The sequence below is a fragment of the Nocardioides insulae DSM 17944 genome (genome assembly GCF_000422825.1).
GTDB classification, from domain to species: Bacteria; Actinomycetota; Actinomycetes; order Propionibacteriales; family Nocardioidaceae; genus Nocardioides; species Nocardioides insulae.
The window spans coordinates 140,752-165,893 of the sequence record NZ_AUGU01000014.1 but is presented as its reverse complement, the minus strand read 5'-3'; the positions used below and the strand labels follow the sequence as shown (position 1 = coordinate 165,893).

Here is a 25,142-nt window from a genome sequence, read left to right as displayed (position 1 = left end):
GATCCACCCCTCGTTGCCGTCGCGGCGCCCCCGCCTCGTCCGGACTAGCCCTGCTGACCGGAGGAGGAGCGGACGATCCGGGGACGGAGACAGGCGAGGGAGCGCCGTCGGGCAGCGCCGAGCCACACCCCCGCGCCATAGGCGAGGTCGTCCAGCCGGCGGCCGAGCACGCGGGTGGCGGGGTCGAGCCGTACGCCGGCCACCGGGTCGGGGCGGTCGAGGGTGAGCGCCACCGCGGTGTCGATCAGCAGCGCGGTGCCGACCGCCCGTCGTACCGCCGCACTGGCGATCGCAGCCGGTACGACCGCCGGCCACCAGTGCCGGAGCAGCAGGGTGGCCTCCTGGCGCACCGCCCAGCCCAGACCACGCAGGGCCAGCTCGGCGGCCAGACGGGTCCGCCCGGGCACCGCCGGCAGGGTGCCGGCGACCTGGCGGGCGCTCCACGCGGTCGCGAGCAGGGCCACCGGGACCGCCCACGGGCGGCACAGCAGGATCGCGGCGCCGGCCACCGCCATCACCGGCGAGAGGACGGCGGGCGCCACCGCCTGACCGTGCCGGGCGGCGAGCTCGGCCGCGCTGGATCCGTAGACGACCTTCCGGCCGAGCCACCCGCGGGCCGTGTCGCGGACGTCGTGGGCCGCCTCGTGGGAGGGGTCGTAGCGCACCGTCCGGCCGGCCCCGACCAATCGCCAGACCAGATCGACGTCCTCCCCCGCCCGCAGGTCGGCGCGGAACCCCTCGCCGAGCGCCTCCACCCGAGCGACCAGGCAGGCGGAGGGCAGGTAGGAGACCGCCGCGCCCGGCTGCACCGACCCGCCCCGGCCACCCAGGTCGAGCGAGGACGCGGCCGCGTCGTACCGCTCGAACCAGCGGGGGGCACGGGTGCCGGGTCGCCGCCCGCGCACCCGCGGGGCGACCAGCACGACCTGGGGGTCGCCGAGGTGTCCGGCCACGGCACGCAGCGTCTCCGGAGCCACCACCAGATCGGAGTCGACGAAGGCGACGTACGCAGTACGCACCCGGGCCAGCCCGGCGTTGCGGGCGCCCGCCGGACCCAGATTCTCGGTGAGGACGACCAGTTCCGCTCCGTGCCGGGTCACCACGGCATGCACCGCTTCGGGTTCGTGCGAGGCGTCGTCGACGACCACCACCGCGAGCCCCGCGAGGGCGGCCAGCGCCCGGTCGAGCTGCTCGGCCCGGTCGCGGACCGGGATCACCACCGTGAGCTCCCCCGCGTCGACGGGAACCGGTGGTGTCGGATCGGCCAGGTTCCCGGCCAGCAGCCGGGCCGCCAGGTCCGCGGTCGCGGCATCCCGCACGGTCGGCTCCTCGGACGCGGCCCAGGCAGCCAGGGACTCGGGGAGCCGGAGCGCCCGCAGCGGTGACCCTCCGATCAGCAGCCGGCCGCCGTCAAGCCGGGTGATGTCGGTGCGGATCCGGACAGTGGCACCGTCCGGCAGCCGTCGAGGCCGCGGTCGACCGCTCATCCGACGTGGGCGCCGAGCCGGCCGAGCACGCCCGCCACCATCTCCTCCAGGATCTGGGCACCCTCCTCGGCGGTGGCTCCGCTGGGGTCGCCGAGGACGCCGTTCGGGGAGACTGCGGCCACCCCACCCGCCCGCAGCTCGGGCAACAGGTCCGCGAGCGGGGCGAGGCAGCCGGGTTCGGCGGCCTCCACCTTCACTCGTGCCGGGTCGAGATGGAGCATCACGGAGGTCTCGGTGCGGCCCGCGTGCGCGTCCCCTGGGCGCCGGGGGGCGCACGGCGCCCAGGCGATCTCACGGCCCTCCCGTCGCAGCAGTGTCGCCGCCCGGTGAACCGCCTCGAGGTTGCCGCCGTGGCCGTTGACGAGCACCACCCGGTCGGCCCACGTGGTGGCCGACCGGGCCAGTTCCACCAGCACCGAGGTCAGTGCCTCGGTGCCGATGGACAGGGTGCCGGCGAAGGCCTGGTGCTCCCCGCTGGCGCCGTAGGCGACGACCGGGGCCAGACACGCCTCCAGGTGCCCGGCCACCCGCGCCGCGACCGCCTCGGCGATCACGGCGTCGGTGTCGAGCGGCAGATGCGGACCGTGCTGTTCCAGGGCTCCGACCGGCACCACCACGGTGCGGACTGCCGAGGCACCCGACCAGGTGGCGTCGCGCAGGATCATTCCCCGAGGTCTCGGAAGAACCCGTCGGGGATGACGAGGTCGTCCGGGGACAGCTCGTCGATGGAGGTCTTGCCCAGGCCGAGCAGCGCCGAGGCGATGCCGGAGGAGAAGATGTCCAGGACGTTCTCCACCCCCGCCTGCCCGTTCGCGGCCAGGCCCCACAGGTAGGCGCGCCCGATCATCACCGCCCGCGCACCGAGCGCGAGCGCCTTGACGACGTCCGAACCGCGGCGGACTCCACCGTCGAGCAGAACCTCGATCTGGTCACCGACCGCGTCCGCCACCGGCTTGAGTGCGCGGATCGTGGCCGGCGTGCCGTCCAGGTTGTTGCCGCCGTGGTTGGAGACCGAGATCGCATCGACCCCGGCGTCGACGGCGCGCTTCGCGTCGTCGACGCGGCACACCCCCTTGAGCAGGAACGGCGTCCCGGACAGGTCCGCCCAGGTCTGGCGCATCCAGGCCACGTCGTCCCAGCTCGGCGGCGGCGTGGTCATCCACTCGTAGTAGGCACCGAAGAACGTCGGCGCGGCCCCGCCGTTCGGCGGCGCCAGGTTGGGCGCGGTCAGGTCCGGGATCTCCATCTCCTTGCCGAAGAGCCACATCCAGCGGAGCTTGGTGGCCACCTGCGGCGCGAACCGGATCGCGGTCTTGAGGTCGACCTTCTCCGGGATCTCGGGGCTGCCCCAGTCGCGGCCCATCGAGAAGGACCAGTCCAGGGTGGCCATCAGGCCCTTGACCCCGGCCGCGTGCGCGCGCTGCATCCGCTGGACCATGACGTCGCGGTCGCCGGTCCAGTACATCTGGAAGAAGGTGTTGGGGTTGGCCGCGGTCACCTCCTCCACGGACTTCGAGGCGAAGTTGGACAGACCGGTGATCGTGCCCCGGGCGGCGCTGGCCCGGGCGACTGCCACCTCGCCGTCGGGGTGCACGGCCTGGACACCGGTCGGGCTGATGATCACCGGGAGGCTGATCTCCTGCCCCAGGACGGTGCGGGACATCGACCGCTCCGCATGGTGACCCGCCACATGTGGGGCGAACCCGAGCTCGGTGAAGGCGCGCTGGTTGTCCTCGATGGTCTGGCCCCGCTCCGAACCCGCGACGAGCGCCATGTACACCGGCTTCGGCAGCCGCTTGCGAGCCCGCTGCTGGGCCACCGCCACCGACTCGAACCAGGGGTTCTGCCTCCAGGGATTCTCCAGTTTGTTCAGCCACTCAGGGCGCGCCACGGGGTGTCCTCTCGGTTGTGCGGGTGGGTCAGGCGGAGGGGTCAGGCTGAGGGGGTGAAGCCGGCCAGCGGACTCTCGGCGCAGGCCGAGACCGGCGGCGCGGCCTGGCCCGAGGTGAGCCCCGCCTCGATCTCCTCGCGTCGGCGCAACTGGAGCATCACCGGTTCGTTGCGTCCCGGCACCAGCCGGCTGTGGTCCTGGCTGGACGCCGGTAGGCGACGCTGATCGCCCAGCCCCTCCAGCGCCTGCTCACCAAAGCCCTGCACGCACTCGGGGTCGGGACCGTCGAGCGGAAGTCCGGTGAAGAACTTCGCCGCCATGCAGCCGCCGCGGCAGGAGTCGAAGAACTGGCACGAGGAGCAGGCGCCGCCGGTCTGCGGCTCACGCAGCTCGGCGAAGAGCTCGGAGTTCTGCCACACCCGCTGGAACCCGCCGTCGGTGAGCAGGTTGCCGGCGAGGAACTCGTCGTGGATCGCAAACGGGCAGGCGTAGACGTCACCGATCGGGTCGATCAGGCAGACCACCCGGCCGGCACCGCACAGGTTGAGGCCCGGCAGCTTCTCCCCGAACGGGGCGAGGTGGAAGAAGGAGTCGCCGGTGAGGACACCCTCGCCGTGCGCGACCAGCCAGTCATAGAGGACCCGCTGCTGCTCGGGGAGCGGGTGCAGCTCGTCCCAGACGTCGGCACCCCGCCCGGAGGGACGCAGCCGGGTCAGCCGGAGGGTGGCGCCGTACTGGTCGGCGATCGCCTTGAACTCGTCGAGCTGACCGATGTTCTGCCGGGTGCACACGACGCTGAGCTTCGCGTCGCGGAAGCCCGCCTCGTGCAGGTTGCGCAGCGCTGCGATCGCGGTGTCGTAGGAGCCCGGACCGCGGACGTGGTCGTTGACCTCCGCGGTGGCGCCGTCGAGGGAGATCTGGACGTCGACGTAGTCGGTCGCCGCCAGCCAGGCCGCCCGCTCCGGGGTGAGGCGCACCCCGTTGGTGGAGAACTTCACCCCCACGTCGTGAGCGACGGCGTACTCGACCAGGTGCCAGAAGTCGGGACGCACGGTCGGCTCACCGCCGCCGATGTTGACGTAGAAGACCTGCATCCGCTGGAGCTCGTCGATCACCGCCTCGCACTGCTCGGTGCTCAATTCACGCGGGTCACGGCGTCCGCTCGAGGAGAGGCAGTGGGCACACTCCAGGTTGCAGGCGTAGGTCAGCTCCCAGGTCAGGCAGATGGGCGCGTCGAGACCGAACTCGAACTGCTCCAGCAGGGTGCCGCCCTCGGGGCGGGCCCGGACCGGCCGGTCTTCCAGGATGGTCATCGATTCTCCTGATGGTCGGGGCGGCGACGCCCCAGCTGATGGGGGCAGGGTCAGCGGAGCCGGATCATGTCGGCGGCCGCCAGCCCCCGCAGTGCTGCGGCGTAGCCACCCCACTGCTGCTCGGGGACGCCGGTGGCCGCCAGCGCGCTACGCGCGTCCGGATGCTCGGCCAGGGCGCGCACCAGCGTCACCAGTTCCGGCCGCTTGAGGAAGGTCAGTCTCCGGTTGCCGAAGTGGTAGGCGAGCGCGCCGAACGGCTCGGGCCGAAGGGCCACGGAGGAGGACAGCTCCCACGCACGGTCGAGCAGCTCGGTCTCGGTCATCTCCGCCGAGGGCACGGTGGCGGGCATGTCGGAAGGTGAGCTCTCGGGCTCAGTAGACCCCACACATACCGTCGATCGAGACCTCTTCGATGAGGCTCTCCGCGGTCAGGTCGGTGCTCTGCTCGTCCTCGTGCTGCATCGGGTCGGTCATGGTGACGTCCTCTCGGCTCGATCGGGATGAACTCCGTTCGGAGCCTACGCCAGCCCCGCGACGTAGGTCACTCTAGCCATCGAGGGCAGCGGGGGTGAAGCGCCCCACCGGAGTGCACGAGTGGCCGCGGACTGGGCTTCACTGGCCATCTGCACCGGGCGCTGGCTAATGTCCTGCCAGGAGCATTGCGCTGCCTGGGACGGACACCATGAGCAACCCACCAATGCCGACGCCCTCCGGTCGGGAGACGGCCCGCCGGATCGCTGCGACCACCCACGACTGGGATCACCCCCGTGGCGTCGGGGGTACCGCCCTGCTCGCGCGGTTCGCGGAGGCGGAGGGTCTCCCGGCCGAGGAGTGCCTGCGCGACACCGGGCTGACCAGGGAGGCGTTGGCCGACACCGCGACCCTCGTCGAGGCGCACCAGGAGATCGCGGCCATCCGCAATGTGCTGCGTCACCTCGACAGGCCCGGGCTCGGCACGGACGTGGGCAGCCGCTACCACCTGACCACGTTCGGGATCTACGGACTCGCGCTGCTCAGTTGCGCCGACGTCCCCGTCGCCACCAAGGTCGCTCTCGACTACGCCGAGCTGTCCTTCGCCTTCACCACGATCAGCTCCGAGCTCGACGAGGAGGACACCGTCCGCCTCACCTTCGACCCACGCGGTGCCCCGGCGGACATCCGCAGGTTCGTGGCAGAGCGTGACATGGCGGCCTCGCTGTCCATGCAGCGGGAGATGCTCGGCGACCCGGCCCGGGTCCCGCTCACCGAGGTGCACCTGGCGCACCCCAGCACCGATCCGACCCGGCTGGAGGACTACTACGGCGTCCCCGTCCGCTTCGACGCCGAGCGGACCGAGCTCTGCTTCGACGCGGCGTACTTGCACGCGAGGTTGCCCCAGGCCGATCCCCTCACCGCCCGCGATGCTCTCGCCCAGTGCGACCAGCTGTTGAACCGCCGCCGCGGACGCACAGGTGCGGCCGCGCGGGTTCGGGCCCGACTGCTCTCCGGAGGACTTCGGCGCGGGATGGAGTCGGTGGCACGCGAGCTGCGCCTGTCTCCCCGCACGCTGAGGCGGCAGCTCGCCCAGGAGGGCACGAGCTATCGCGCCATCGCCGAGGAGGTACGTCAGAGCCTCGCGGTGGAGCTCATCGACCGTCAGGGACTGCCGACCTCCCGGGTGGCGCTGGAGCTGGGCTACCAGGATCAGTCCAGCTTCCTGCGGGCGCTGCGGCGTTGGCGCCGACCGCCCACCCCGCCCGGCTGAGCCTCCGGACGCACCGATGTCCCCGGGACCGCGCCCCGGGGACATCGATGGTCGGCGAACCGGTGGGTCAGGCCTTGGCCTGGGGCTGCTGGATCGACTTGACCTCGAGGAACTCCTCGAAGCCGTAGAGGCCCGCCTCACGACCGATCCCGGACTGCTTGTAGCCGCCGAACGGGGCGTCCAGGTTGAAGGAGCCTTCGTTGACCGACACCTGACCGGCGCGGATCCGCTTCGCGAACTGCCGAGCGCGCTCCTCGTCGCCGGCCCAGACACCGCCGGCCAGGCCGTAGTCGGTGTCGTTGGCGAGGGTCTCGGCCTCCTCCTCCGAGGAGTAGGTGCTGATCGCCAGCACGGGGCCGAAGATCTCCTCCCGGAAGATCGTCATCTCCGGTGTGACGTCGGCGAAGATCGTGGGCCGGACATAGCTGCCTTCGACCCCCTCCACCGGCTCGGGGCCGCCGGCGACCAGACGGGCGCCCTCGGCGATGCCCTTCTCGATGTAGCCGAGCACGCGCTGCTGCTGGCGTCGGGAGGACAGCGGGCCGAGCACGGTGGTCTCCGCGGTCGGGTCGCCCACTGCGAACGCCGCCACCGCCGTCTTGGCGATCTGCTCGACCTCCGCGGCCTGCTCGGCCGGCACGATCAGGCGAGTGAGCGCCGTACAGGTCTGGCCGGAGTTGATGAACGCGGCCCCCAGCGCGGCCGGGATCGCCTGGGTCAGGTCGGTGCCCGGCAGGATGACGTTGGGGCTCTTGCCGCCCAACTCCAGGGCCACCTTCTTGACCGTGGCAGCCGCCACCTCGGCGACCCGCCGGCCGGCCCGGGTCGAGCCCGTGAAGGTCACCAGGTCGACACCCGGGTGGCCGGCGATCGCCTCGCCTACCTCCGGACCGGTGCCGGGGACCAGGTTGAACACGCCGGCCGGGAGCCCGACCTCGTGGATGATCTCGGTCAGCTTGAGCGCGATCAGCGGGGTCATCTCGGACGGCTTGAGCACGACGGTGTTGCCGCCGGCCATCGCGAAGGCGACCTTGAGCGCGATCTGGTGGAGGGGGTAGTTCCACGGGGTGATCGCGCCGACCACGCCGTACGGCTCCCGGACCACCAGCGAACCGTTGAAGTCCGACTCGTACTCGTAGGTGGCGCCGATCTGCGCCGCCTTGGCGAAGCTGTTGATCGGCAGCGGGATCTGGGCGGCCCTGGCGAAGCTCAGCGGGGAGCCCATCTCGGAGGTGACGACCGCGGCGAGCTCCTCCTGGCGCTCGACCAACTTCTCCGCGATGGCCCCCATGAACGCCGCCCGCTTGTCCGGCGGGGTCTGCGACCAGGCCGGGAACGCGGCACGCGCACTCGCGACCGCCAGGTCGACGTCACCGGCGGTGCCGTTGACGACCTCCGCGATGGTCTCGTCGGTGGCGGGGTTGATCACCGGGCTGGTGGTCGTGCCGTGCGAGGGTGTCCACTGTCCGTCGTTGTAGATGTCGTGGTGCTTGATCACAGTGACCGGCTCCTTCTCGGGTGTTGCTGATGATCGGATGGCTCGACGCGGAAGCGGTGCGCGCGCCCCGCGCCCCTGGCCCGCGCCAGCGGGCACGACACGCGCGCGCCTTCGGCTCAGTAGTCGGCTTCGGTGTAGCGGATGATGCCGCGCAGATTGCGGCCGGCCAGCATGTCGTCGTACCCCTGGTTGATCTCCTCGAGGCGGTATTCGGCGCTCACCAGTTCGTCCAGCTTGAGCACACCGCTGCGGTACTGCCGGAGCAGGTTGGGGATCTGGGTGCGGGGGCTGATGCCACCGAAGATGGCACCCTGCACCCGCTTCTGCATCGCCGCGAGGTCGAACAGGTTGATCTTGACGTCCTCGTCCAGCACGTCACCCATGCCGGTGACCACGACGCGGCCGCCCTTGGCGGTCAGCGCCAGGGCCTGGCCGACGTAGGCGCCCTCGATGACTCCGACGGTGATCACCACCAGATCGGCGAGGTGTCCCCAGGTGAGGTCGGGCAGGGCCGCTGCCGCCTCGTCCATGCTGGCGAACGCGTGGGTGGCGCCCAGCTCGAGCGCCTTGGTGCGCTTGAACTCCACCGGGTCGACCGCGATCACGAACCTCGCACCGGCCGCGGCCGCGCCCTGCACGGCGTTGATGCCGACGCCGCCCACACCCATGACCACCACGGTCTCGCCGGCCCTGGTCTCGCCGATGTCGACGGCCGATCCCCAGCCGGTGGACACCCCGCAACCGAGCAGGGCGGCCTTGTCCAGCGGGATGTCGTCCTCGATCTTGATCACCGAGGACTGGTGGACGGTGACGTACGGCGCGAAGGTGCCCAGCAGGCACATCGGCAGCACCGGCTGCCCCTTTGAGTTGGTCACCCGATGGCTGCCGTCGGCGATGGACTGGCCGGTGAGGCCGAAGGCGCCGTAGTCGCACAGGTTCTGCATGCCGCGCGAGCAGGGCTCACAGGTGCCGCAGGCGGGGACGAAGGCGAGGATGACGTGGTCACCCTCCTTGAACTGGGTCACCCCGGGGCCGACCTTGGTCACGACACCGGCGCCCTCGTGGCCGCCGAGGGCGGGGTAGAACGGCAGCGGCGTGGCCCCGGTCCTCAGGTGATCGTCGGAGTGGCACAGGCCGGAGGCGGCCAGGCGGACCTGCACCTCGCCGGAGATGGGATCACCGAGCTCGACCTCCTCGATCTCCCACTTCGCTCCCACCTCGTTCAGGACGGCTGCCTTGACCTTCATCTCCACCTCGCTGTGTCGAATGGCCCACGCTCGGGGACGTGGGCGAGGAACCGGAAGTGAACATGATCTGCGTCACACTCCGGCGCCTCTGACCATAGAGACGGGTGATCACTCCTTCCAGTGCACGAACGGACGTCGCACCGGCATTAACGGCCATGCCGAGGCGGCCTCGGGCGGCGCTGACCGATGTGAACCACGATTGACTTCCAGACGGCGAAGGGCCCGCCTCCCCCACGGGAGACGGGCCCTTGTCCGGGACCGGATCGACTCAGCTCTGGTAGGAACCGAAGTCGAAGTCGTCGAGGGCGACGGCCTGGGCCTCGGTGCCGAACTCGTAGTCGTAGGAGTCGTAGCCGGTGACGGCGTACGCCTTGGCGCGGGCCTCCTCGGTCGGCTCGACGCGAACGTTGCGGTAGCGCTCCAGACCGGTGCCGGCCGGGATGAGCTTACCGATGATGACGTTCTCCTTCAGACCCCGCAGGGAGTCGGAACGACCGTTGATCGCCGCGTCGGTGAGCACCCGGGTGGTCTCCTGGAAGGAGGCCGCCGAGAGCCACGACTCGGTGGCGAGCGAGGCCTTGGTGATGCCCATCAGCTCCGGACGACCCGAGGCCGGCTTGCCGCCCTCGGAGACCACCCTGCGGTTCTCCGACTCGAACTTGGCCCGGTCGGCCAGGTCGGAGGGCAGCAGGTGGGTGTCGCCGGACTCCAGCACCGTGATCCGGCGCAGCATCTGCCGCACGATGATCTCGATGTGCTTGGCGTGGATGGCCACACCCTGGCTCTTGTAGACGCCCTGGACCTCGTCGACGAGGTGCTTCTGGGTGCTGCGCACACCGAGGATCCGCAGGACCTCCTTCGGGTCGGGCGTGCCGACCGTGAGGGGGTGACCGACGCCCACGTGGCCGCCGTCGACGACGTTGAGGCGGGCACGACGGGACACGACGTACTCCTTCACCTCGGAACCGTCGTCGGGGGTGACCAGCACCTTGCGGGCCTTGTCGGTCTCCTCGATCTCGACCCGTCCGGCCGCCTCGGAGATCGGGGCGACACCCTTCGGGGTACGGGCCTCGAAGAGCTCCACGACGCGCGGCAGACCCTGGGTGATGTCGTCGGCCGAGGCCACACCACCGGTGTGGAAGGTCCGCATGGTCAGCTGGGTGCCGGGCTCACCGATGGACTGGGCCGCGATGATGCCGACGGCCTCACCGATGTCGACCAGCTTGCCGGTGGCCAGCGAGCGGCCGTAGCACTTGGCGCAGGTGCCGGTGAGCGCCTCACAGGTCAGCACCGAGCGGATCTTGATCTCGTCGATGCCGGCAGCCACCAGCTCGGCGATCTTGACGTCGCCGATGTCCTCGCCGGCGGCGGCGATGACCTCGCCGGACTCCGGGTGCTGGATCTCGACGGCCGCGGTCCGGGCGTACGCCGTGGTCTCCACGTCCTCGCTGGTGATGTCGACCATGAAGCCACGCTCGGTGCCGCAGTCCTCCTCACGGATGATGACGTCCTGCGACACGTCGACCAGACGACGGGTGAGGTAACCGGAGTCGGCGGTCCGCAGCGCGGTGTCCGCCAGACCCTTGCGGGCACCGTGGGTGGAGATGAAGTACTCCAGCACGGAGAGGCCCTCGCGGAAGTTGGCCTTGATCGGGCGAGGGATGATCTCACCCTTCGGGTTGGCCACCAGACCACGCATGGCGCCGACCTGACGGATCTGGTTGAAGTTACCCGAGGCACCCGACATGACCTGCATGTAGATCGGGTTGCGACGGTCGAAGGCGGTCTCCATCGCCTCACCGACGAGCTTCGCGGCCTCGGTCCAGATCTCGACGAGCTCCTGACGGCGCTCCTCGTCGGTGACCAGACCCCGCTCGAACTGCTTCTGGATCTTCGCGGCCTTGGCCTCGAAGTCGGCGAGGATCTCGGCCTTGTTGCCCGGCGTGGTGACATCGTCGATCGAGACGGTGACACCCGAACGGGTCGCCCAGTAGAAGCCGTTGTCCTTGAGCGCGTCCAGCGACGCGGCCACGACCACCTTGGGGTAGCGCTCGGCCAGGTCGTTGACGATGGCACCCAGCTGCTTCTTGCCCACCTCGTAGTTCACGAAGGGGTAGTCGGCCGGCAGGGTGTCGTTGAAGTAGACCCGACCCAGGGTGGTCTCGAGCACGATCGGCTCGCCCTCGACAAAGCCCTCGGGCGCCTCGAAGTCGGCCGGCGGCACCAGGTCGGTCAGCCGCAGCCGGATCCGGCTCTGGAGGGTGATCTCGCGACGGTCGAAGGCCATGATCGCCTCGGCCGCGGAGGAGAACGCACGGCCCTCGCCCGGCTCGCCCGCACGGTCGGTGGTGAGGAAGAACAGACCGATGATCATGTCCTGGGACGGCATCGTCACCGGCCGGCCGTCGGACGGCTTGAGGATGTTGTTGGTCGAGAGCATCAGGATGCGGGCCTCGGCCTGCGCCTCCGCGGACAGCGGCAGGTGCACCGCCATCTGGTCACCGTCGAAGTCGGCGTTGAAGGCGCCACACACCAGCGGGTGGAGCTGGATGGCCTTGCCCTCGATCAGCTGCGGCTCGAAGGCCTGGATGCCGAGTCGGTGCAGCGTGGGCGCACGGTTGAGCAGGACCGGGTGCTCGGTGATGACCTCTTCGAGGACATCCCACACGACCGCACGCTCGCGCTCGACCATCCGCTTGGCCGACTTGATGTTCTGCGCGTGGCTCAGGTCGACCAGACGCTTCATCACGAACGGCTTGAACAGCTCGAGCGCCATCGTCTTCGGCAGACCGCACTGGTGCAGCTTCAGCTGGGGACCCGACACGATGACCGAACGACCGGAGTAGTCGACGCGCTTACCGAGCAGGTTCTGCCGGAAGCGACCCTGCTTGCCCTTGAGCATGTCGGAGAGCGACTTGAGCGGGCGGTTGCCCGGACCCGTGACGGGACGACCACGACGACCGTTGTCGAACAGCGAGTCGACGGCCTCCTGGAGCATCCGCTTCTCGTTGTTGACGATGATCTCCGGCGCGCCGAGGTCGAGCAGGCGCTTGAGCCGGTTGTTGCGGTTGATCACCCGGCGGTACAGGTCGTTGAGGTCGGAGGTCGCGAACCGGCCACCGTCCAGCTGCACCATCGGGCGCAGGTCCGGCGGGATGACCGGGACGGCGTCCAGCACCATGCCCTGCGGCTTGTTGCCGGTCTTGCGGAAGGCGTCGACGACCTTGAGTCGCTTCAGGGCGCGGACCTTGCGCTGGCCCTTGCCGGTCGCGATGGTCTCGCGCAGCGACTCGACCTCACCCTCGACGTCGAAGCTCTCGAGGCGCTTCTGGATCGCGGTCGCGCCCATGTGGCCCTCGAAGTACTTGCCGAACCAGGTCTTCATCTCCCGGTAGAGCATCTCGTCGCCCATCAGGTCCTGGACCTTGAGGGACTTGAACGTGTCCCACACCTCGTCGAGGCGAGCGATCTCGCGGTCGGTGCGGTCGCGGAGCTGCTTCATCTCCCGCTCGGCGCCGTCCTTGACCTTGCGCTTGGCGTCGGACTTGGCGCCCTCGGCCTCCAGCGCGGCGAGGTCCTCCTCGAGCTTCTTGGCGCGGTCCTCCACGGCGGAGTCACGCCGCTTCTCCAGGCGCTCGCGTTCGAGCTGGACCTTGCCCTCGAGCGAGGACAGGTCGCGGTGGCGGGCGTCCTCGTCGACCGAGGTGATCATGTACGCCGCGAAGTAGATGACCTTCTCCAGGTCCTTCGGGGCGAGGTCGAGCAGGTAGCCGAGCCGGCTCGGGACGCCCTTGAAGTACCAGATGTGGGTCACGGGCGCGGCCAGCTCGATGTGGCCCATCCGCTCACGACGCACCTTGGAGCGGGTCACCTCGACGCCGCAGCGCTCGCAGATGATGCCCTTGAAGCGCACCCGCTTGTACTTGCCGCAGTAGCACTCCCAGTCCCGGGTCGGGCCGAAGATCTTCTCGCAGAAGAGGCCGTCGCGCTCGGGCTTGAGGGTGCGGTAGTTGATGGTTTCCGGCTTCTTGACCTCACCGTGGCTCCAGGTGCGGATCTCGTCCGCAGTGGCCAGGCCGATCTTCAGCTGATCGAAGAAGTTAACGTCGAGCACTTTGGCTGCTGTCCTTCGGTTGGATCTGATGAAAAGACTGTTGGACTGACTCCCGCCCGGTCCCGCGGCGTGGGCCGCGGGACCGGGGTGGTGGGTCAGACTTCTTCGACCGTGCTGGGCTCGCGCCGGGACAGATCGATGCCGAGCTCCTCCGCGGCACGGAAGACGTCGTCCTCCGCGTCACGCAGCTCGATCGACGAGCCGTCCTGGCTGAGCACCTCGACGTTCAGGCACAGCGACTGCATCTCCTTGACGAGCACCTTGAAGGACTCCGGGATGCCCGAGTCGGGGATGTTCTCGCCCTTGACGATGGCCTCGTAGACCTTCACCCGGCCGGGGACGTCGTCCGACTTGATGGTCAGCAGCTCCTGGAGGGCGTAGGCGGCGCCGTACGCCTCCATCGCCCAGACCTCCATCTCACCGAAGCGCTGGCCACCGAACTGGGCCTTACCGCCCAGCGGCTGCTGGGTGATCATGGAGTAGGGGCCGGTGCTGCGCGCGTGGATCTTGTCGTCCACCAGGTGGTGCAGCTTCAGGATGTACATGTAGCCGACCGCGACCGGCTCCGGGAACGGCTCGCCGGAGCGGCCGTCGAAGAGACGGGCCTTGCCGGTCTCGTCGATGAGCCGGTTGCCGTCACGGTTGGGCCGGGCGGCACCGAGCAGACCGATGATCTCGTCCTCGCGCGCACCGTCGAAGACCGGAGTGGCCACCTTGGTGCCCGGCTCCGCGACGTCGGCGTGGATCTTGATCAGCCGATCCTTCCAGTCCGCCTCGGACTGGTCGCCGGAGACGTTGAGATCCCAACCCTGCTTGGCCAGCCAGCCGAGGTGCAGCTCGAGCACCTGGCCGATGTTCATCCGTCGCGGAACACCCAGCGGGTTAAGCAGCACGTCGACGGGGGTGCCGTCCTCCATGAACGGCATGTCCTCGACGGGCAGGATCTTGGCGATGACGCCCTTGTTGCCGTGGCGGCCGGCGAGCTTGTCACCCACCGAGATCTTCCGCTTCTGCGCGACGTAGACGCGCACCAGCTGGTTGACGCCCGGGGGCAGCTCGTCGCCCTCCTCACGGTCGAAGACGCGGACGCCGATGACCGTGCCGGACTCACCGTGCGGCACCTTCATCGAGGTGTCGCGGACCTCGCGGGCCTTCTCACCGAAGATGGCACGCAGCAGGCGCTCCTCGGGGGTCAGCTCGGTCTCGCCCTTCGGGGTGACCTTGCCGACCAGGATGTCGCCGGTGGTGACCTCCGCGCCGATGCGGATGATGCCGCGCTCGTCGAGGTCGGCCAGCATCTCCTCGGAGACGTTCGGGATGTCCCGCGTGATCTCTTCCGGGCCCAGCTTGGTGTCGCGGGCGTCGACCTCGTGCTCCTCGATGTGGATCGAGGTGAGCAGGTCCTCCTGCACCAGGCGCTGGCTGAGGATGATGGCGTCCTCGTAGTTGTGGCCCTCCCACGACTGGAACGCGACCAGCAGGTTGGACCCCAGCGCCAGCTCGGCGCCCTGGGTCGCCGGGCCGTCGGCGATCGGCGTACCGACCTCGACCCGGTCGCCCTCGTCGACCAGGGGCTGCTGGTTGGTGCAGTTGCCCTGGTTGGAGCGCTTGAACTTGGCCAGGCGGTAGGCGGAGTAGGTGCCGTCGTCGTTCATCACCTCGATGAGATCGGCGGACACCTCCTTGACCACGCCGGCCTTCTGGGCGAGCGAGACGTCGCCGGCATCGACCGCGGCGCGGTACTCCATGCCGGTGCCGACCAGCGGGCTGTCGGTGCGGATCAGCGGGACGGCCTGACGCTGCATGTTGGCGCCCATCAGCGCACGGTTGGCGTCGTCGTGCTCGAGGAACGGGATCAGCGCGGTGCCGACCGAGACCATCTGGCGCGGCGAGACGTCGATGTAGTCGACCTCGCCGGCCAGCAGCTCGGAGACCTCACCGTCACGCTGGCGGACCAGCACACGCTCGTCGACGAACCGGCCGGCGTCGTCGACCACGGCGTTCGCCTGGGCGATGACCACGCGGTCCTCGTCGTCGGCGGTGAGGTAGTCGATCTGCTCGGTGACCTGGCCGTCGACGACCTTGCGGTAGGGGGTCTCCACGAAGCCGAACGGGTTGATCCGGCCGAAGGAGGCCAGCGACCCGATCAGACCGATGTTGGGGCCTTCCGGCGTCTCGATCGGGCACATCCGGCCGTAGTGCGACGGGTGGACGTCACGGACCTCCATGCCGGCGCGGTCACGGGACAGACCACCCGGGCCCAGCGCGGAGAGACGCCGCTTGTGCGTCAGCCCGGCCAGCGGGTTGTTCTGGTCCATGAACTGGCTCTGCTGGGAGGTGCCGAAGAACTCCTTCAGCGCCGCGACCACGGGGCGGATGTTGATCAGGGACTGCGGCGTGATCGCCTCGACGTCCTGGGTGGTCATCCGCTCACGGACGACGCGCTCCATCCGGGCCAGGCCGGTGCGGAGCTGGTTCTGGATCAGCTCGCCCGGGGTACGCATCCGGCGGTTGCCGAAGTGGTCGATGTCGTCGGCGGAGATCGGCATGAGGCCCTGTGGGGTCTCCAGCTCGGTCGCGCCGTCGTGCAGCGCCACGACGTACCGGATCGCCGCAACGATGTCGTCGACGGTCAGCGTCTGCTGGTCGAAGGCCTCGGTGAGCCCGAGCTTCTTGTTGATCTTGTAGCGGCCGACCTTGGCGAGGTCGTAGCGCTTGGGGTTGAAGTAGTAGTTGTTCAGCAGCGTCTGGGCGGCCTCCTCCGTCGGCGGCTCGCCCGGACGGAGCTTGCGGTAGATGTCGAGGAGGGCGTCACGCTGGGTCTCGGTGGAGTCCTTCTCCAGGGTGAGCATCATCGACTCGTACTCGCCGAACTCCTCCCGGATCTGCTCGTTGGTCCAGCCGAGGGCCTTGAGCAGCACGGTGACGTTCTGCTTGCGCTTGCGGTCGAGGCGGACGCCGACCAGGTCGCGCTTGTCGATCTCGAACTCGAGCCACGCGCCGCGGCTCGGGATGAGCTTCGCGGTGTAGATCTCCTTGTCGGAGGTCTTGTCCGCGCTGCGCTCGAAGTAGGCGCCGGGAGAACGGACGAGCTGCGAGACGACCACGCGCTCGGTGCCATTGACGACGAAGGTGCCCTGGTCGGTCATGAGCGGGAAGTCGCCCATGAAGACCGTCTGGCCCTTGATCTCGCCGGTCTCGTTGTTGGTGAACTCCGCGGAGACGTAGAGCGGAGCGGAGTAGGTGAAGTCCCGCTCCTTGCACTCGTCGACGGTGTACTTGGGGTCGTAGAAGACCGGGTTCTCGAAGGAGAGCGACATGGTCTCGGAGAAGTCCTCGATCGGGGAGATCTCCTCGAAGATCTCGTCGAGACCGGACTTCGGGCTGACGTCCTCGCCCGCGTCGACGCGGGACTGCACCTGGGTCTGCCAGGCGGCGTTGCCGACCAACCAGTCGAAACTGCTGGTCTGCAGGGAGAGGAGCTGGGGAACCTCGAGAGGCTCGGTGATCTTTGCGAAAGAAATGCGGCGAGGGTTGCTGCTGCGCGCGGCCAAGAGGAATCCTTCGACAGGTTCACAGGTGGAGAGCGCCGGCCCACCACTCCATCAGCCACCGGGCAGGCAGACGGGCATCTGAGGGCGTGCGCAAACGGCCACATTAGTGGAAAACGACGCGCAACTCAAACTGGCCGCACCCTTCCGGAGCGACCTGCCCAGAATGATGGGCCACGACTCCCCCTCGGGTCAAGGAGCAGGGCCGCGAACCGCGGCACGACGTGGCCGATCGGCCCGGTGTGCGCGCGGCTTCCGCGGCCGCCTACGGTGGGGGGACCGGACCCAGCAAGCTCACCCGGAGGTGGCGCGGTGGCCCCCAGCGGACGTGGCGGGTATGACGTGATCGTGGTGGGCGCCGGGGCTGCGGGGGCCGTGCTGGCGGCGCGGCTCAGCGAGGATCCCGGCCGGAGGGTGTTGCTGCTCGAGGCCGGGCCGGACGCCCCGACGACCGCGGACTTCCCGCGAGAACTCCTGGACGCCGCCAGCCTCGCCGGAGTGGCGCCCGGGCACCGCTACAACTGGTCCTTCCCCGCACGCCTGACGCCCGACCTGCCCTACTCGATCGTCCGCGGCAGGACGCTGGGCGGCTCGACCACACTCAACGGCGCCTACTTCGTGCGCGCGCGCACCACCGACTGCGATCGCTGGGCAGCGGCGGGCAATCCGGCGTGGAGGGCAGCGGCCGTGCTGCCGGCGTACCGCCGACTCGAGGACGACCTGTTGTACGGCGACTCGGCCCAGCACGGCGCGGGCGGGCCGATCCCCGTCCACCGGGAGATCGAACGGCCCGCCGCCGCGACGACGGCGTTCTACGCCGCTGCTGCCGAGCTGGGGTTCCCGGAGGACCCCGACAAGAACGACATGGACGCCCTGGAGGGCTACGGTCCACTGCCGCAGAACGTCGTGAACGGCGTCCGGATCAACACCGGGCTCGCCTATCTCAACCCGGTGCGCGTCCACCGTCCCAACCTCACCATCCGCGGCGACTCGCTCGTGCATCGCGTCCTCCTCGAGGGCACGCGGGCGGTGGGAGTCGTGGTCGAGCACGACGGGCGGCTGAAGGAGGTCCGGGCCGAGCAGATCGTCCTGGCCGCCGGCGCGATCAAGTCGCCGCACCTGCTGCTGCTCTCGGGGATCGGCCCGGCCGACGAGCTCGCGGCGGCCGGGGTCCCGGTGATGCAGGACCTGCCGGGGGTGGGCAAGCGGTTCAGCGACCACCCGGACATCACCCTCAACTTCTCCCCCGGCGAGCGATGGGAGGAACCCGACCCGGCCCGGCTCTTCGAGGGCGTGCTGCACTGGACGGCGTCCGGGTCGACCACTCCGGGGGACCTGGAGATCCTTCCCATGCTGCGCTCCCTGGGCCGGGCGATGAGCGTCACCGGGGCAGCCGCGCGCGCCGTACTCGCGCATCCGGTGGACGCCGCGAAGGACCTTCGCGGAGCCTCCAAGAAGCGGCTGTGGCGGCAGGCCCGACACGCCGGCGACCTCGGCCTCCTGGTCGCGGTGCAGCAGGCGGACGCCCGCGGCGACCTCACCCTGACCACCGACGATCCGCGGACCGGACCCCGGCTGGACTACCACTATCTGAGCGAGGCTCGCGACCGCGAGCGGATGCGGGAGGGCCTGCGCACCGCTGCAGCGCTCCTGCGCACCCGGGTGTTCGCCCCGTCGGTCGACCGGATCACCGAGCTGGACGATCGCACCCTGACCTTCGACAGCGCGCTGGATGCGTGGGCGCTGGGCCATCTGGGCACCGCGATCCACATGGCCGGTACGGCGGCGATGGGCCCCGCCTCCGACCCGGGCGCGGTCGTCGACCAGTACGGCCGGGTCCACGGGGTCGAGGGCCTCCGGGTCGCCGACACCTCGATCCTGCCCGACGTACCCAGCCGCGGACCGGCCGCCACCGCCGTGATGATCGGGGAACGGGTGGCCGAGTTCATGACCGGGTCCGCGGCGTCGTCGTACCGGTAGCCGGCGGACCGGCGCAGAGGCCGCCGGCGGGTCCGGGACGGGGGTCAGGTCCGGAGACGCCACGAGGGGCGGCCACCCATGGGTGGCCGCCCCTCGGGCGGGCGATCGCGGTACCGCTACGCGGCCTGCCGATCGGTCTGCGGACGCGGCGCCGGACTCCTCGGAGGATCGCTCCGAGAGGTCCGGGCCGCGTGCCGCGGAGTCATGCGCGGGCGAGGCCCGCGATGATCACTTGACGGTGACGGTAGCGCCGGCGCCCTCGAGGGCGTCCTTGGCCTTCGCAGCAGCGTCCTTGTCGACACCCTCGAGGATGGCCTTGGGGGCGCTCTCGACGAGCTCCTTGGCCTCCTTGAGACCGAGGGAGGTCAGCGCGCGGACCTCCTTGATGACGTTGATCTTCTTGTCGCCGGCGGCGTCGAGGACGACGTCGAAGCTGTCCTGCTCGGCAGCGGCGTCGCCGCCGTCAGCGGAACCAGCGGCGGGGGCGGCAGCAACGGCAACCGGAGCGGCGGCGGTGACGCCGAAGGTCTCCTCGAACTCCTTCACGAACTCGGAGAGCTCGATGAGGGTCATCTCCTTGAACGCGTCGAGCAGCTCGGCGGTGGTGAGCTTCGCCATGATGGCGGTCCTTTCTCGGGTGACCGGGCAGAGGTATCGCTGCCCGATCGGGTTTCAGGTGGTGTTGTCGACTGAGGTCGAACTCAGTGCTACGCAGCGAGATGCTGCGCGGGCCGGGCTCAGGCCTCGGCCGGAGCCTCCTCGGCGGCGGCCGGCTCGGCGGCACCACCTGCGAGGATCGTGGGGTCCTGCTCGGCCTTCGCCTGCAGCGCACCCGCGAGACGGGCGGCCTGGGCGATCGGGGCGTTGAGCAGCTGGACGGCCTGGGTCAGGCTGGCGAGCATCGCGCCCGCCATCTTGCCCAGCAGCACCTCACGCGACTCGAGGTCAGCAAGCTTGCCGATCTCGTTCGCGCTCAGCGGCGCACCGTCGAGGACACCGCCCTTGATCACAAGAGCGGGGTTGGCCTTGGCAAAGTCACGCAGACCCTTGGCCGCCTCGACCACGTCGCCGTTGATGAAGGCGATCGCGGTCGGGCCGGTCAGCAGGTCGTCGAAACCCTCGATCCCCACCTGCTTGGCGGCGATCTTGGTCAGCGTGTTCTTGACCACGGCGTAGTTGGCGTTCTCGCCGAGCGAGCGCCGCAACTGCTGCAGCTCCGCCACGGTGAGACCGCGGTACTCGGTCAGCACGGCACCGGACGCGGCGCTGAATTGCTCAGCGATCTCCGCGACGGCGGCCTGCTTGTCTGCCCGCGCCATGGGTCTCCTTCCGGACTGTCGAGATCGTCGGGAAGGGCCCGGAACGACGAACGCCCCGAGCGCAGGCTCAGGGCGTGGACACGAATGTCTTGCTCTTCACCTACGCTGGCCGTCCACATCCTGCGGAACCTTCGATCGGGAGCATGCGCACCTGATCACCGGCGGTCTCTGGTTTCGAGACACAAGTATGGGGTCTGGCAGGGGCGCGACCAAATCGTCGGGCCTGGCCGGCCCCCTGAGAGTCGCACAGGAGCCCGCGATTCTCCCGTGCGCCCGGCTCGTCTCGGCCTCCACTCCTGCCACGATGAAGCGGTGCAGCTCCTCCCCCAACTCCACCTCATCGCCGGCCTCCTCGTGCTCGCGCTCGTGACCGCCGGCCTGGCCCGGCTGCTGGGGGCGGGGTTGGGCTGGCAGCCGGTCTGGGCGCTGGTACGTGCGGGGGTCCAGCTTGCGGTGGTGGCGCTGCTGCTGCGCGGCGTGCTCGCCGCGCCCTACCTGGTGCTCGGCTTCGTCGCCCTGATGCTGACCACCGCCTCGTGGACGTCGGGCACCCGCACGGCCGGGCTGTGGCGGCGTCGGCGCACCGCAACGGCCGGGGTGCTCGCGGGGGCGTTCGTCTCGCTCGGGCTGATCCTGGCGATGCGGTTGGTGGACTGGGAGGCGCGCTACATCATCGCCGTCGCGGGCATCGTGATCGGTGCCGCGATGAGCGCGGCGACATTGTCCGGGCGGCGGTTCGTCCAGTCCTCGATCGACCGGCGCGACGAGCTCGAGGGCTGGTTGGCCCTGGGCGCGACCCCGGCCCAGGCCCATCGGGACCTGGGTCGTACGTCGGTGCGGGAGTCGGTGCTGCCCAACCTCGACCAGACCCGTTCCACCGGGCTGGTCACCTTGCCGGGCGCCTTCGTCGGAGCCCTGTTCGGCGGGGCCAGTCCGCTCGAGGCCGCGAATTTCCAGTTGGTCGTCCTGGCCGGCGTGGTGCTGGCGATGGTGGTCACCGCAGGCACGGTGACGACGATGGCCGGGCGGACGCCGTACCTGCCCGAAACGCCCCGCTGACCGGTCGGTCAGCGGGGCGGATCAGCGCTCGTCCCTGCGCCCGGACACGGCCCGGACACGCGCCCGATCAGCGGTTGGTGAGGGCGGCGAACGGGTCGACGTCGGTGAGCTGGTCCGCAGCGGGCGCCTCGATGCCGAAGTCGGAGCCGTAGTCGCTGAAGGTCATCTCGGTGTTGCTGGTCTGCTCCTTGCCGAGCACCTTCATCTCGAGGGTGTTGGTGTACTTGAGGACCTGGTCCTCGCCGTTGAGCCACACGTCGTTGTAGACGATCTCGGGCAGCATCTTGGCGGCCATGTCGCCCATCTGGGCCAGCGGGCTGTCCTCGCCCAACCCGGCCAGGTAGGCGTCACGGGAGATCCCGAGTCGGTAGTGCACGGTGTCGACACCGCCGAGGTCCTCGTGGCCGACGACCTCGAACTCGCTGGGGTCCTCGATGACCTTGAGCATGTCGGCGGGGTCCTGCTGACCGCCCAGCAACTGCCAGATGCCCTTGGCCGCGGGTCCGACCTTGAAGTACTTCCCGCCGGTGTCCATCTGTCCGGATGCCTTCACATAGGCGTCCTCGCCGATCTTGATGACCTCCATGCCGTTCATGTCCAGCCGGAGCTTGGTGGTCTCGCCGTCGAGCTCCACCTCCCCCTCGCCGTCGGTCGAAGTACGGGCGGCCTCTGCGGTGACTGCGAAGGCGTAGGAGCCGGCCTCCTCCTGGGCCGCGACCACGGCCGGGCCGATCTCGCCCTGGTCTAGCTCGGTGGCCTCCCCGGAGTCGGTGCTGCTGGTGGACTCGGCGCCGTCACTCCCCGAGGAGCCTGAGGAGGCATCGTCCGAACCGCACGCGGCGGTGAGGGCGAGGACGGCGGCAACGGAGGTGGCCGCGAGAGTACGACGGAACCGCGGAGCAGTGACCTGCACGAGGGGGCCTTTCACGAGGACGGGTGGGCGCGCGTCCGGGTGCCGGACGCGCGCGTGGGTCATCCCCATCATCCCGCTCACCCAAACCGCGGTCGGGGTCGCCCGGTGGTGTGAGCAACACCATCCTCGAAGGGAAACCGCAAACGCCCGCCGCTCCGAGGAGCGGCGGGCGTGCGTTGGTGCGGGAGTGGCCTCAGGCCTCGTCCTCCGCCGCGACGTTCTTGGTGCGGTTGGGGTCGATCTGGATGCCCGGACCCATCGTGGTGGAGACGGTCACGCGCTTGATGTAGCGGCCCTTGGAGCTGGACGGCTTGAGCCGGAGGATCTCCTCCAGCGCCGCGGCGTAGTTCTCCGCGAGCTGGGTCTCACCGAAGGACGCCTTGCCGATGATGAAGTGCAGGTTGGCGTGCCGGTCGACCCGGAACTCGATCTTGCCGCCCTTGATCTCGGTGACGGCCTTGGCCGGGTCGGGGGTGACCGTGCCGGTCTTCGGGTTCGGCATCAGGCCGCGGGGGCCGAGCACGCGGCCGAGACGGCCGACCTTGCCCATCATGTCGGGGGTCGCGACGACGGCGTCGAAGTCGAGCCAGCCACCGGAGACCTTCTCGATGAGCTCGTCGCCACCGACGACGTCCGCGCCGGCCTCACGGGCGGCCTCGGCCTTCTCGCCGTTCGCGAAGACGAGGACCCGAGCGGTCTTACCGGTGCCGTGCGGCAGGTTGACGGTGCCGCGCACCATCTGGTCCGCCTTGCGGGGGTCGACGCCGAGACGCATGACGACGTCGACGGTCTCGTCGAACTTCTTCTTGCTGACCGACTTGGCGACCTTGATCGCCTGGAACGGGGCGTAGAGCTCGTTCTTGTCGAACGCCTCAGCCGCCGCGCGGTAGGTCTTGCTGCGCTGCATGATGATTCTCTTCTCTGTTAAGAATTGTGGTCTATGTGGGCCAGCGCGGCCCTCCCACAGGTGGATCAGTCGGTGGTGACGCCCATCGAGCGGGCAGTGCCCTCGACGATCTTCATGGCCGCCTCGATGTCGTTGGCGTTGAGGTCGGGCAGCTTGGTCTGGGCGATCTCGCGCACCTGGTCCTTGGACAGCTTGCCGACCTTGTCGGTGTGCGGGGTGCTCGAGCCCTTCTTCAGACCCGCGGCCTTCTTGATCAGCTCAGCGGCCGGCGGGGTCTTGGTGATGAAGGTGAAGGACCGGTCCTCGTAGATGGTGATCTCGACCGGGACGACGTTGCCGCGCATGGACTCGGTCTGGGCGTTGTACGCCTTGCAGAAGTCCATGATGTTGACGCCGTGCGGACCGAGCGCGGTACCGACCGGCGGGGCCGGGGTCGCGGCACCGGCCTGCAACTGCACCTTGACCAGCGCAGCGATCTTCTTCTTGGGAGGCATTGGGGTGTTCTCTTTCTCTCCGTGGTCCTGACGAGACGAGCTGGGTCGTCTCTGCCACCTACTTGTTGCCGGGCAACCCGGCTATTCTTCCGCGTCTTCGCGTGGACGGCGAATCGCGGGTGCCCGCTCAGACCTTCTGGATCTGGCTGAAGCTGAGCTCGACGGGGGTCTCCCGACCGAAGATCTCGACCAGGGCCTTGACCCGCTGCGCCTCGGCGTTGATCTCGGTGATCGTCGCGTGCAGCGTGGCGAAGGGCCCGTCGATGACCATGACCGAGTCGCCGTTGCCGAAGTCGGCCACCTCGACCGGCTTCTTGGCCGCGGACGGCGTGGAGGGGGACGCGGACGCGGCGGCACCGGCGGCGGCGGCCTGCGCCTCGGCCTGCGCGATGACGGCGGGGGCCAGCATGTTCTCGACCTCGGACATCGAGAGCGGCACCGGCTGGTGGCTGTGACCGACGAACCCGGTCACCGACGGGGTGTGCCGCACCGCGGACCACGACTCGTCGGTGAGGTCCATCCGGACCAGCACGTAACCGGGCAGGACGGTGCGCTTGACCATCTTGCGCTGGCCGTTCTTGATCTCGGCGACCTCTTCGATGGGGACCACGATCTCGTGGATGTAGTCCTCCATGTTGAGCGAGACCGCGCGGTTCTCCAGGTTCTGCTTCACCCGGTTCTCCATGCCGGAGTAGGTGTGGATCACGAACCAGTCGCCGGGTTTGGCCCACAGCTCGCGGCGGAATGCCTCGAGCGGGTCCTCGTCGGTCTCCTCGACCTCGCCGACCTCGTCGGTCTCCTCGACCTCGTCGGTCGGCTCGTCGCCGTCCTCGAGGTACGCCAGGTCGTCCTGCTCGTCGCTCGTCGCGTCGAGGTCGTCCTGCTCGTCGATGTCGGCCTCGAAGGCCTCCTCAGCGCTCGCCTCGAGGGACTCGTCGGCCTCGGAGAACTGCGTCTCCTCTACCGGGTCGGACTGCTCAGACACTCGCTGCTCCATCACCTTCGTGGGATTCCATTGGTTGCGACGTACGTCGTGGCGGGCCGGCCGCCGCCGACTCAGTCGCCGACGTGGCCGCCGAAGACCGCGAAGAACAGTCGTCCGAAGGCCAGGTCGAGCCCGGACACGATCGCCATCATGACCAGCACGAAGACCAGCACCACGAAGAAGTAGGTGCTGAGCTGCTGCTGGGTCGGCCAGACGACCTTGCGAAGCTCCGCCATCACCTGGCGGAGGAACGTGAGGAGCCCGGTGCGCTGCTTGCGCTCCTTGTCCGGCGTGGGGACTGCCTTGCTGTCCGACACGTCCGTCACCTCTCCGTTGATACTGCCGGTCCGGTCTTGCAGGGCACGAGGGACTTGAACCCCCAACCTTCGGTTTTGGAGACCGATGCTCTGCCAGTTGAGCTAGTGCCCTCCGGTGATCTCGAGCGACAAGCACGCCGGTTGGGGGCGCGTCGCAGCATCAGGTGAAACCACCAGCGGTGAGTCTACGGGTCGGGGCGCCGGACGCCAAAGCGGGGTGCTCGCCGGGCACACCCAGCTTCCTCGGCGAGGGCTGGATCGCCCCCGCCGAGGAGCGGACGACGGACACACCCCACGCGTGTCCGAGCGTCACCCGGACGCTA

The 25,142-nt window shown here is 69.6% G+C and carries 20 protein-coding genes and 1 tRNA gene; 3 read left to right on the top strand and 18 right to left on the bottom strand.

Annotated features, from left to right (window positions below; genetic code table 11):
* Nucleotides 1-44 precede the first annotated feature (44 nt).
* The 6 genes from mftF to mftA are packed head-to-tail and all read right to left on the bottom strand — an operon-like array spanning nucleotide 45 to nucleotide 5,165.
* The gene (gene mftF / locus G515_RS0105085) at nucleotides 45-1,487 is read right to left on the bottom strand and encodes a mycofactocin biosynthesis glycosyltransferase MftF (protein ID WP_028659288.1); all 1,443 of its coding nucleotides are present in this window, start codon (nucleotides 1,485-1,487) and stop codon (nucleotides 45-47) included.
* Nucleotides 1,484-2,152 (bottom strand): mycofactocin biosynthesis peptidyl-dipeptidase MftE, encoded by a 669-nt coding sequence (gene mftE, locus G515_RS0105080; RefSeq protein WP_028659287.1) that lies wholly within the window; start codon nucleotides 2,150-2,152, stop codon nucleotides 1,484-1,486. The genes mftF and mftE overlap by 4 nt, the downstream gene beginning before the upstream one ends.
* Nucleotides 2,149-3,378, bottom strand: coding sequence for a pre-mycofactocin synthase MftD (gene mftD, locus G515_RS0105075; protein WP_051217892.1), 1,230 nt, complete (start codon nucleotides 3,376-3,378; stop codon nucleotides 2,149-2,151). The genes mftE and mftD overlap by 4 nt, the downstream gene beginning before the upstream one ends.
* Before the next feature lie 41 nt (nucleotides 3,379-3,419).
* The gene (mftC, locus tag G515_RS0105070) at nucleotides 3,420-4,691 is read right to left on the bottom strand and encodes a mycofactocin radical SAM maturase (RefSeq protein WP_028659285.1); all 1,272 of its coding nucleotides are present in this window, start codon (nucleotides 4,689-4,691) and stop codon (nucleotides 3,420-3,422) included.
* 50 nt (nucleotides 4,692-4,741) lie between these two features.
* Complete coding sequence (gene mftB / locus G515_RS0105065) at nucleotides 4,742-5,041, bottom strand: mycofactocin biosynthesis chaperone MftB (RefSeq protein ID WP_245565215.1); 300 nt, start codon at nucleotides 5,039-5,041, stop codon at nucleotides 4,742-4,744.
* A 22-nt stretch (nucleotides 5,042-5,063) separates the two neighbouring features.
* Entirely contained in the window at nucleotides 5,064-5,165 is a 102-nt protein-coding gene (gene mftA / locus G515_RS23000) for a mycofactocin precursor MftA (protein WP_084653117.1), read from the bottom strand.
* 208 nt (nucleotides 5,166-5,373) lie between these two features.
* Here mftA and G515_RS0105055 point away from each other — a divergent pair, with 208 nt between their 5' ends.
* Nucleotides 5,374-6,435, top strand: coding sequence for an AraC family transcriptional regulator (locus G515_RS0105055; protein WP_084653116.1), 1,062 nt, complete (start codon nucleotides 5,374-5,376; stop codon nucleotides 6,433-6,435).
* A gap of 67 nt (nucleotides 6,436-6,502) precedes the next feature.
* Here G515_RS0105055 and G515_RS0105050 read toward each other — a convergent pair whose 3' ends face one another.
* The 4 genes from G515_RS0105050 to rpoB form a co-directional block, all read right to left on the bottom strand.
* Entirely contained in the window at nucleotides 6,503-7,933 is a 1,431-nt protein-coding gene (locus G515_RS0105050) for an aldehyde dehydrogenase family protein (protein WP_157571008.1), read from the bottom strand.
* Nucleotides 7,934-8,049: 116 nt separating this feature from the next.
* Nucleotides 8,050-9,180: an NDMA-dependent alcohol dehydrogenase gene (locus G515_RS0105045; protein WP_028659281.1), complete on the bottom strand. Its 1,131-nt coding sequence runs from the start codon at nucleotides 9,178-9,180 to the stop codon at nucleotides 8,050-8,052.
* Nucleotides 9,181-9,448: 268 nt separating this feature from the next.
* The gene (locus tag G515_RS0105040; RefSeq protein WP_028659280.1) at nucleotides 9,449-13,294 is read right to left on the bottom strand and encodes a DNA-directed RNA polymerase subunit beta'; all 3,846 of its coding nucleotides are present in this window, start codon (nucleotides 13,292-13,294) and stop codon (nucleotides 9,449-9,451) included.
* Between the two features lie 95 nt (nucleotides 13,295-13,389).
* The gene (rpoB, locus tag G515_RS0105035; RefSeq protein WP_028659279.1) at nucleotides 13,390-16,848 is read right to left on the bottom strand and encodes a DNA-directed RNA polymerase subunit beta; all 3,459 of its coding nucleotides are present in this window, start codon (nucleotides 16,846-16,848) and stop codon (nucleotides 13,390-13,392) included.
* 309 nt (nucleotides 16,849-17,157) lie between these two features.
* Between rpoB and G515_RS0105030 the strand changes: the two genes are divergently transcribed.
* Nucleotides 17,158-18,825 carry a GMC family oxidoreductase N-terminal domain-containing protein gene (locus tag G515_RS0105030; protein ID WP_028659278.1) on the top strand — a complete coding sequence of 556 codons (1,668 nt, stop codon included), beginning with the start codon at nucleotides 17,158-17,160 and terminating at the stop codon, nucleotides 18,823-18,825.
* A 228-nt stretch (nucleotides 18,826-19,053) separates the two neighbouring features.
* Here the strand turns inward: G515_RS0105030 and rplL are convergent, their stop codons facing one another.
* Complete coding sequence (rplL, locus tag G515_RS0105025) at nucleotides 19,054-19,443, bottom strand: 50S ribosomal protein L7/L12 (RefSeq protein ID WP_028659277.1); 390 nt, start codon at nucleotides 19,441-19,443, stop codon at nucleotides 19,054-19,056.
* 119 nt (nucleotides 19,444-19,562) lie between these two features.
* Nucleotides 19,563-20,144: a 50S ribosomal protein L10 gene (rplJ, locus tag G515_RS0105020; RefSeq protein WP_028659276.1), complete on the bottom strand. Its 582-nt coding sequence runs from the start codon at nucleotides 20,142-20,144 to the stop codon at nucleotides 19,563-19,565.
* 312 nt (nucleotides 20,145-20,456) lie between these two features.
* On the opposite strand from rplJ, the gene G515_RS0105015 reads away from it, so the two are divergent.
* Nucleotides 20,457-21,203 carry an ABC transporter permease gene (locus tag G515_RS0105015; RefSeq protein ID WP_028659275.1) on the top strand — a complete coding sequence of 249 codons (747 nt, stop codon included), beginning with the start codon at nucleotides 20,457-20,459 and terminating at the stop codon, nucleotides 21,201-21,203.
* Between the two features lie 67 nt (nucleotides 21,204-21,270).
* On the opposite strand, the gene G515_RS0105010 is transcribed toward G515_RS0105015, so the two are convergent.
* The 6 genes from G515_RS0105010 to G515_RS0104985 form a co-directional block, all read right to left on the bottom strand.
* Nucleotides 21,271-22,116: an SCO4651 family lipoprotein gene (locus G515_RS0105010; protein ID WP_157571007.1), complete on the bottom strand. Its 846-nt coding sequence runs from the start codon at nucleotides 22,114-22,116 to the stop codon at nucleotides 21,271-21,273.
* Between the two features lie 193 nt (nucleotides 22,117-22,309).
* Nucleotides 22,310-23,023: a 50S ribosomal protein L1 gene (gene rplA / locus G515_RS0105005; protein ID WP_084653113.1), complete on the bottom strand. Its 714-nt coding sequence runs from the start codon at nucleotides 23,021-23,023 to the stop codon at nucleotides 22,310-22,312.
* Nucleotides 23,024-23,088: 65 nt separating this feature from the next.
* A complete protein-coding gene (rplK, locus tag G515_RS0105000; protein ID WP_028659272.1) occupies nucleotides 23,089-23,517 on the bottom strand; it encodes a 50S ribosomal protein L11 in 429 nt (142 codons plus the stop codon).
* Between the two features lie 127 nt (nucleotides 23,518-23,644).
* Nucleotides 23,645-24,502, bottom strand: coding sequence for a transcription termination/antitermination protein NusG (nusG, locus tag G515_RS0104995; protein WP_028659271.1), 858 nt, complete (start codon nucleotides 24,500-24,502; stop codon nucleotides 23,645-23,647).
* Nucleotides 24,503-24,573: 71 nt separating this feature from the next.
* Entirely contained in the window at nucleotides 24,574-24,819 is a 246-nt protein-coding gene (gene secE, locus G515_RS0104990) for a preprotein translocase subunit SecE (RefSeq protein ID WP_036554507.1), read from the bottom strand.
* A gap of 39 nt (nucleotides 24,820-24,858) precedes the next feature.
* Nucleotides 24,859-24,931, bottom strand: a tRNA-Trp gene (locus G515_RS0104985).
* Nucleotides 24,932-25,142 lie beyond the last annotated feature (211 nt).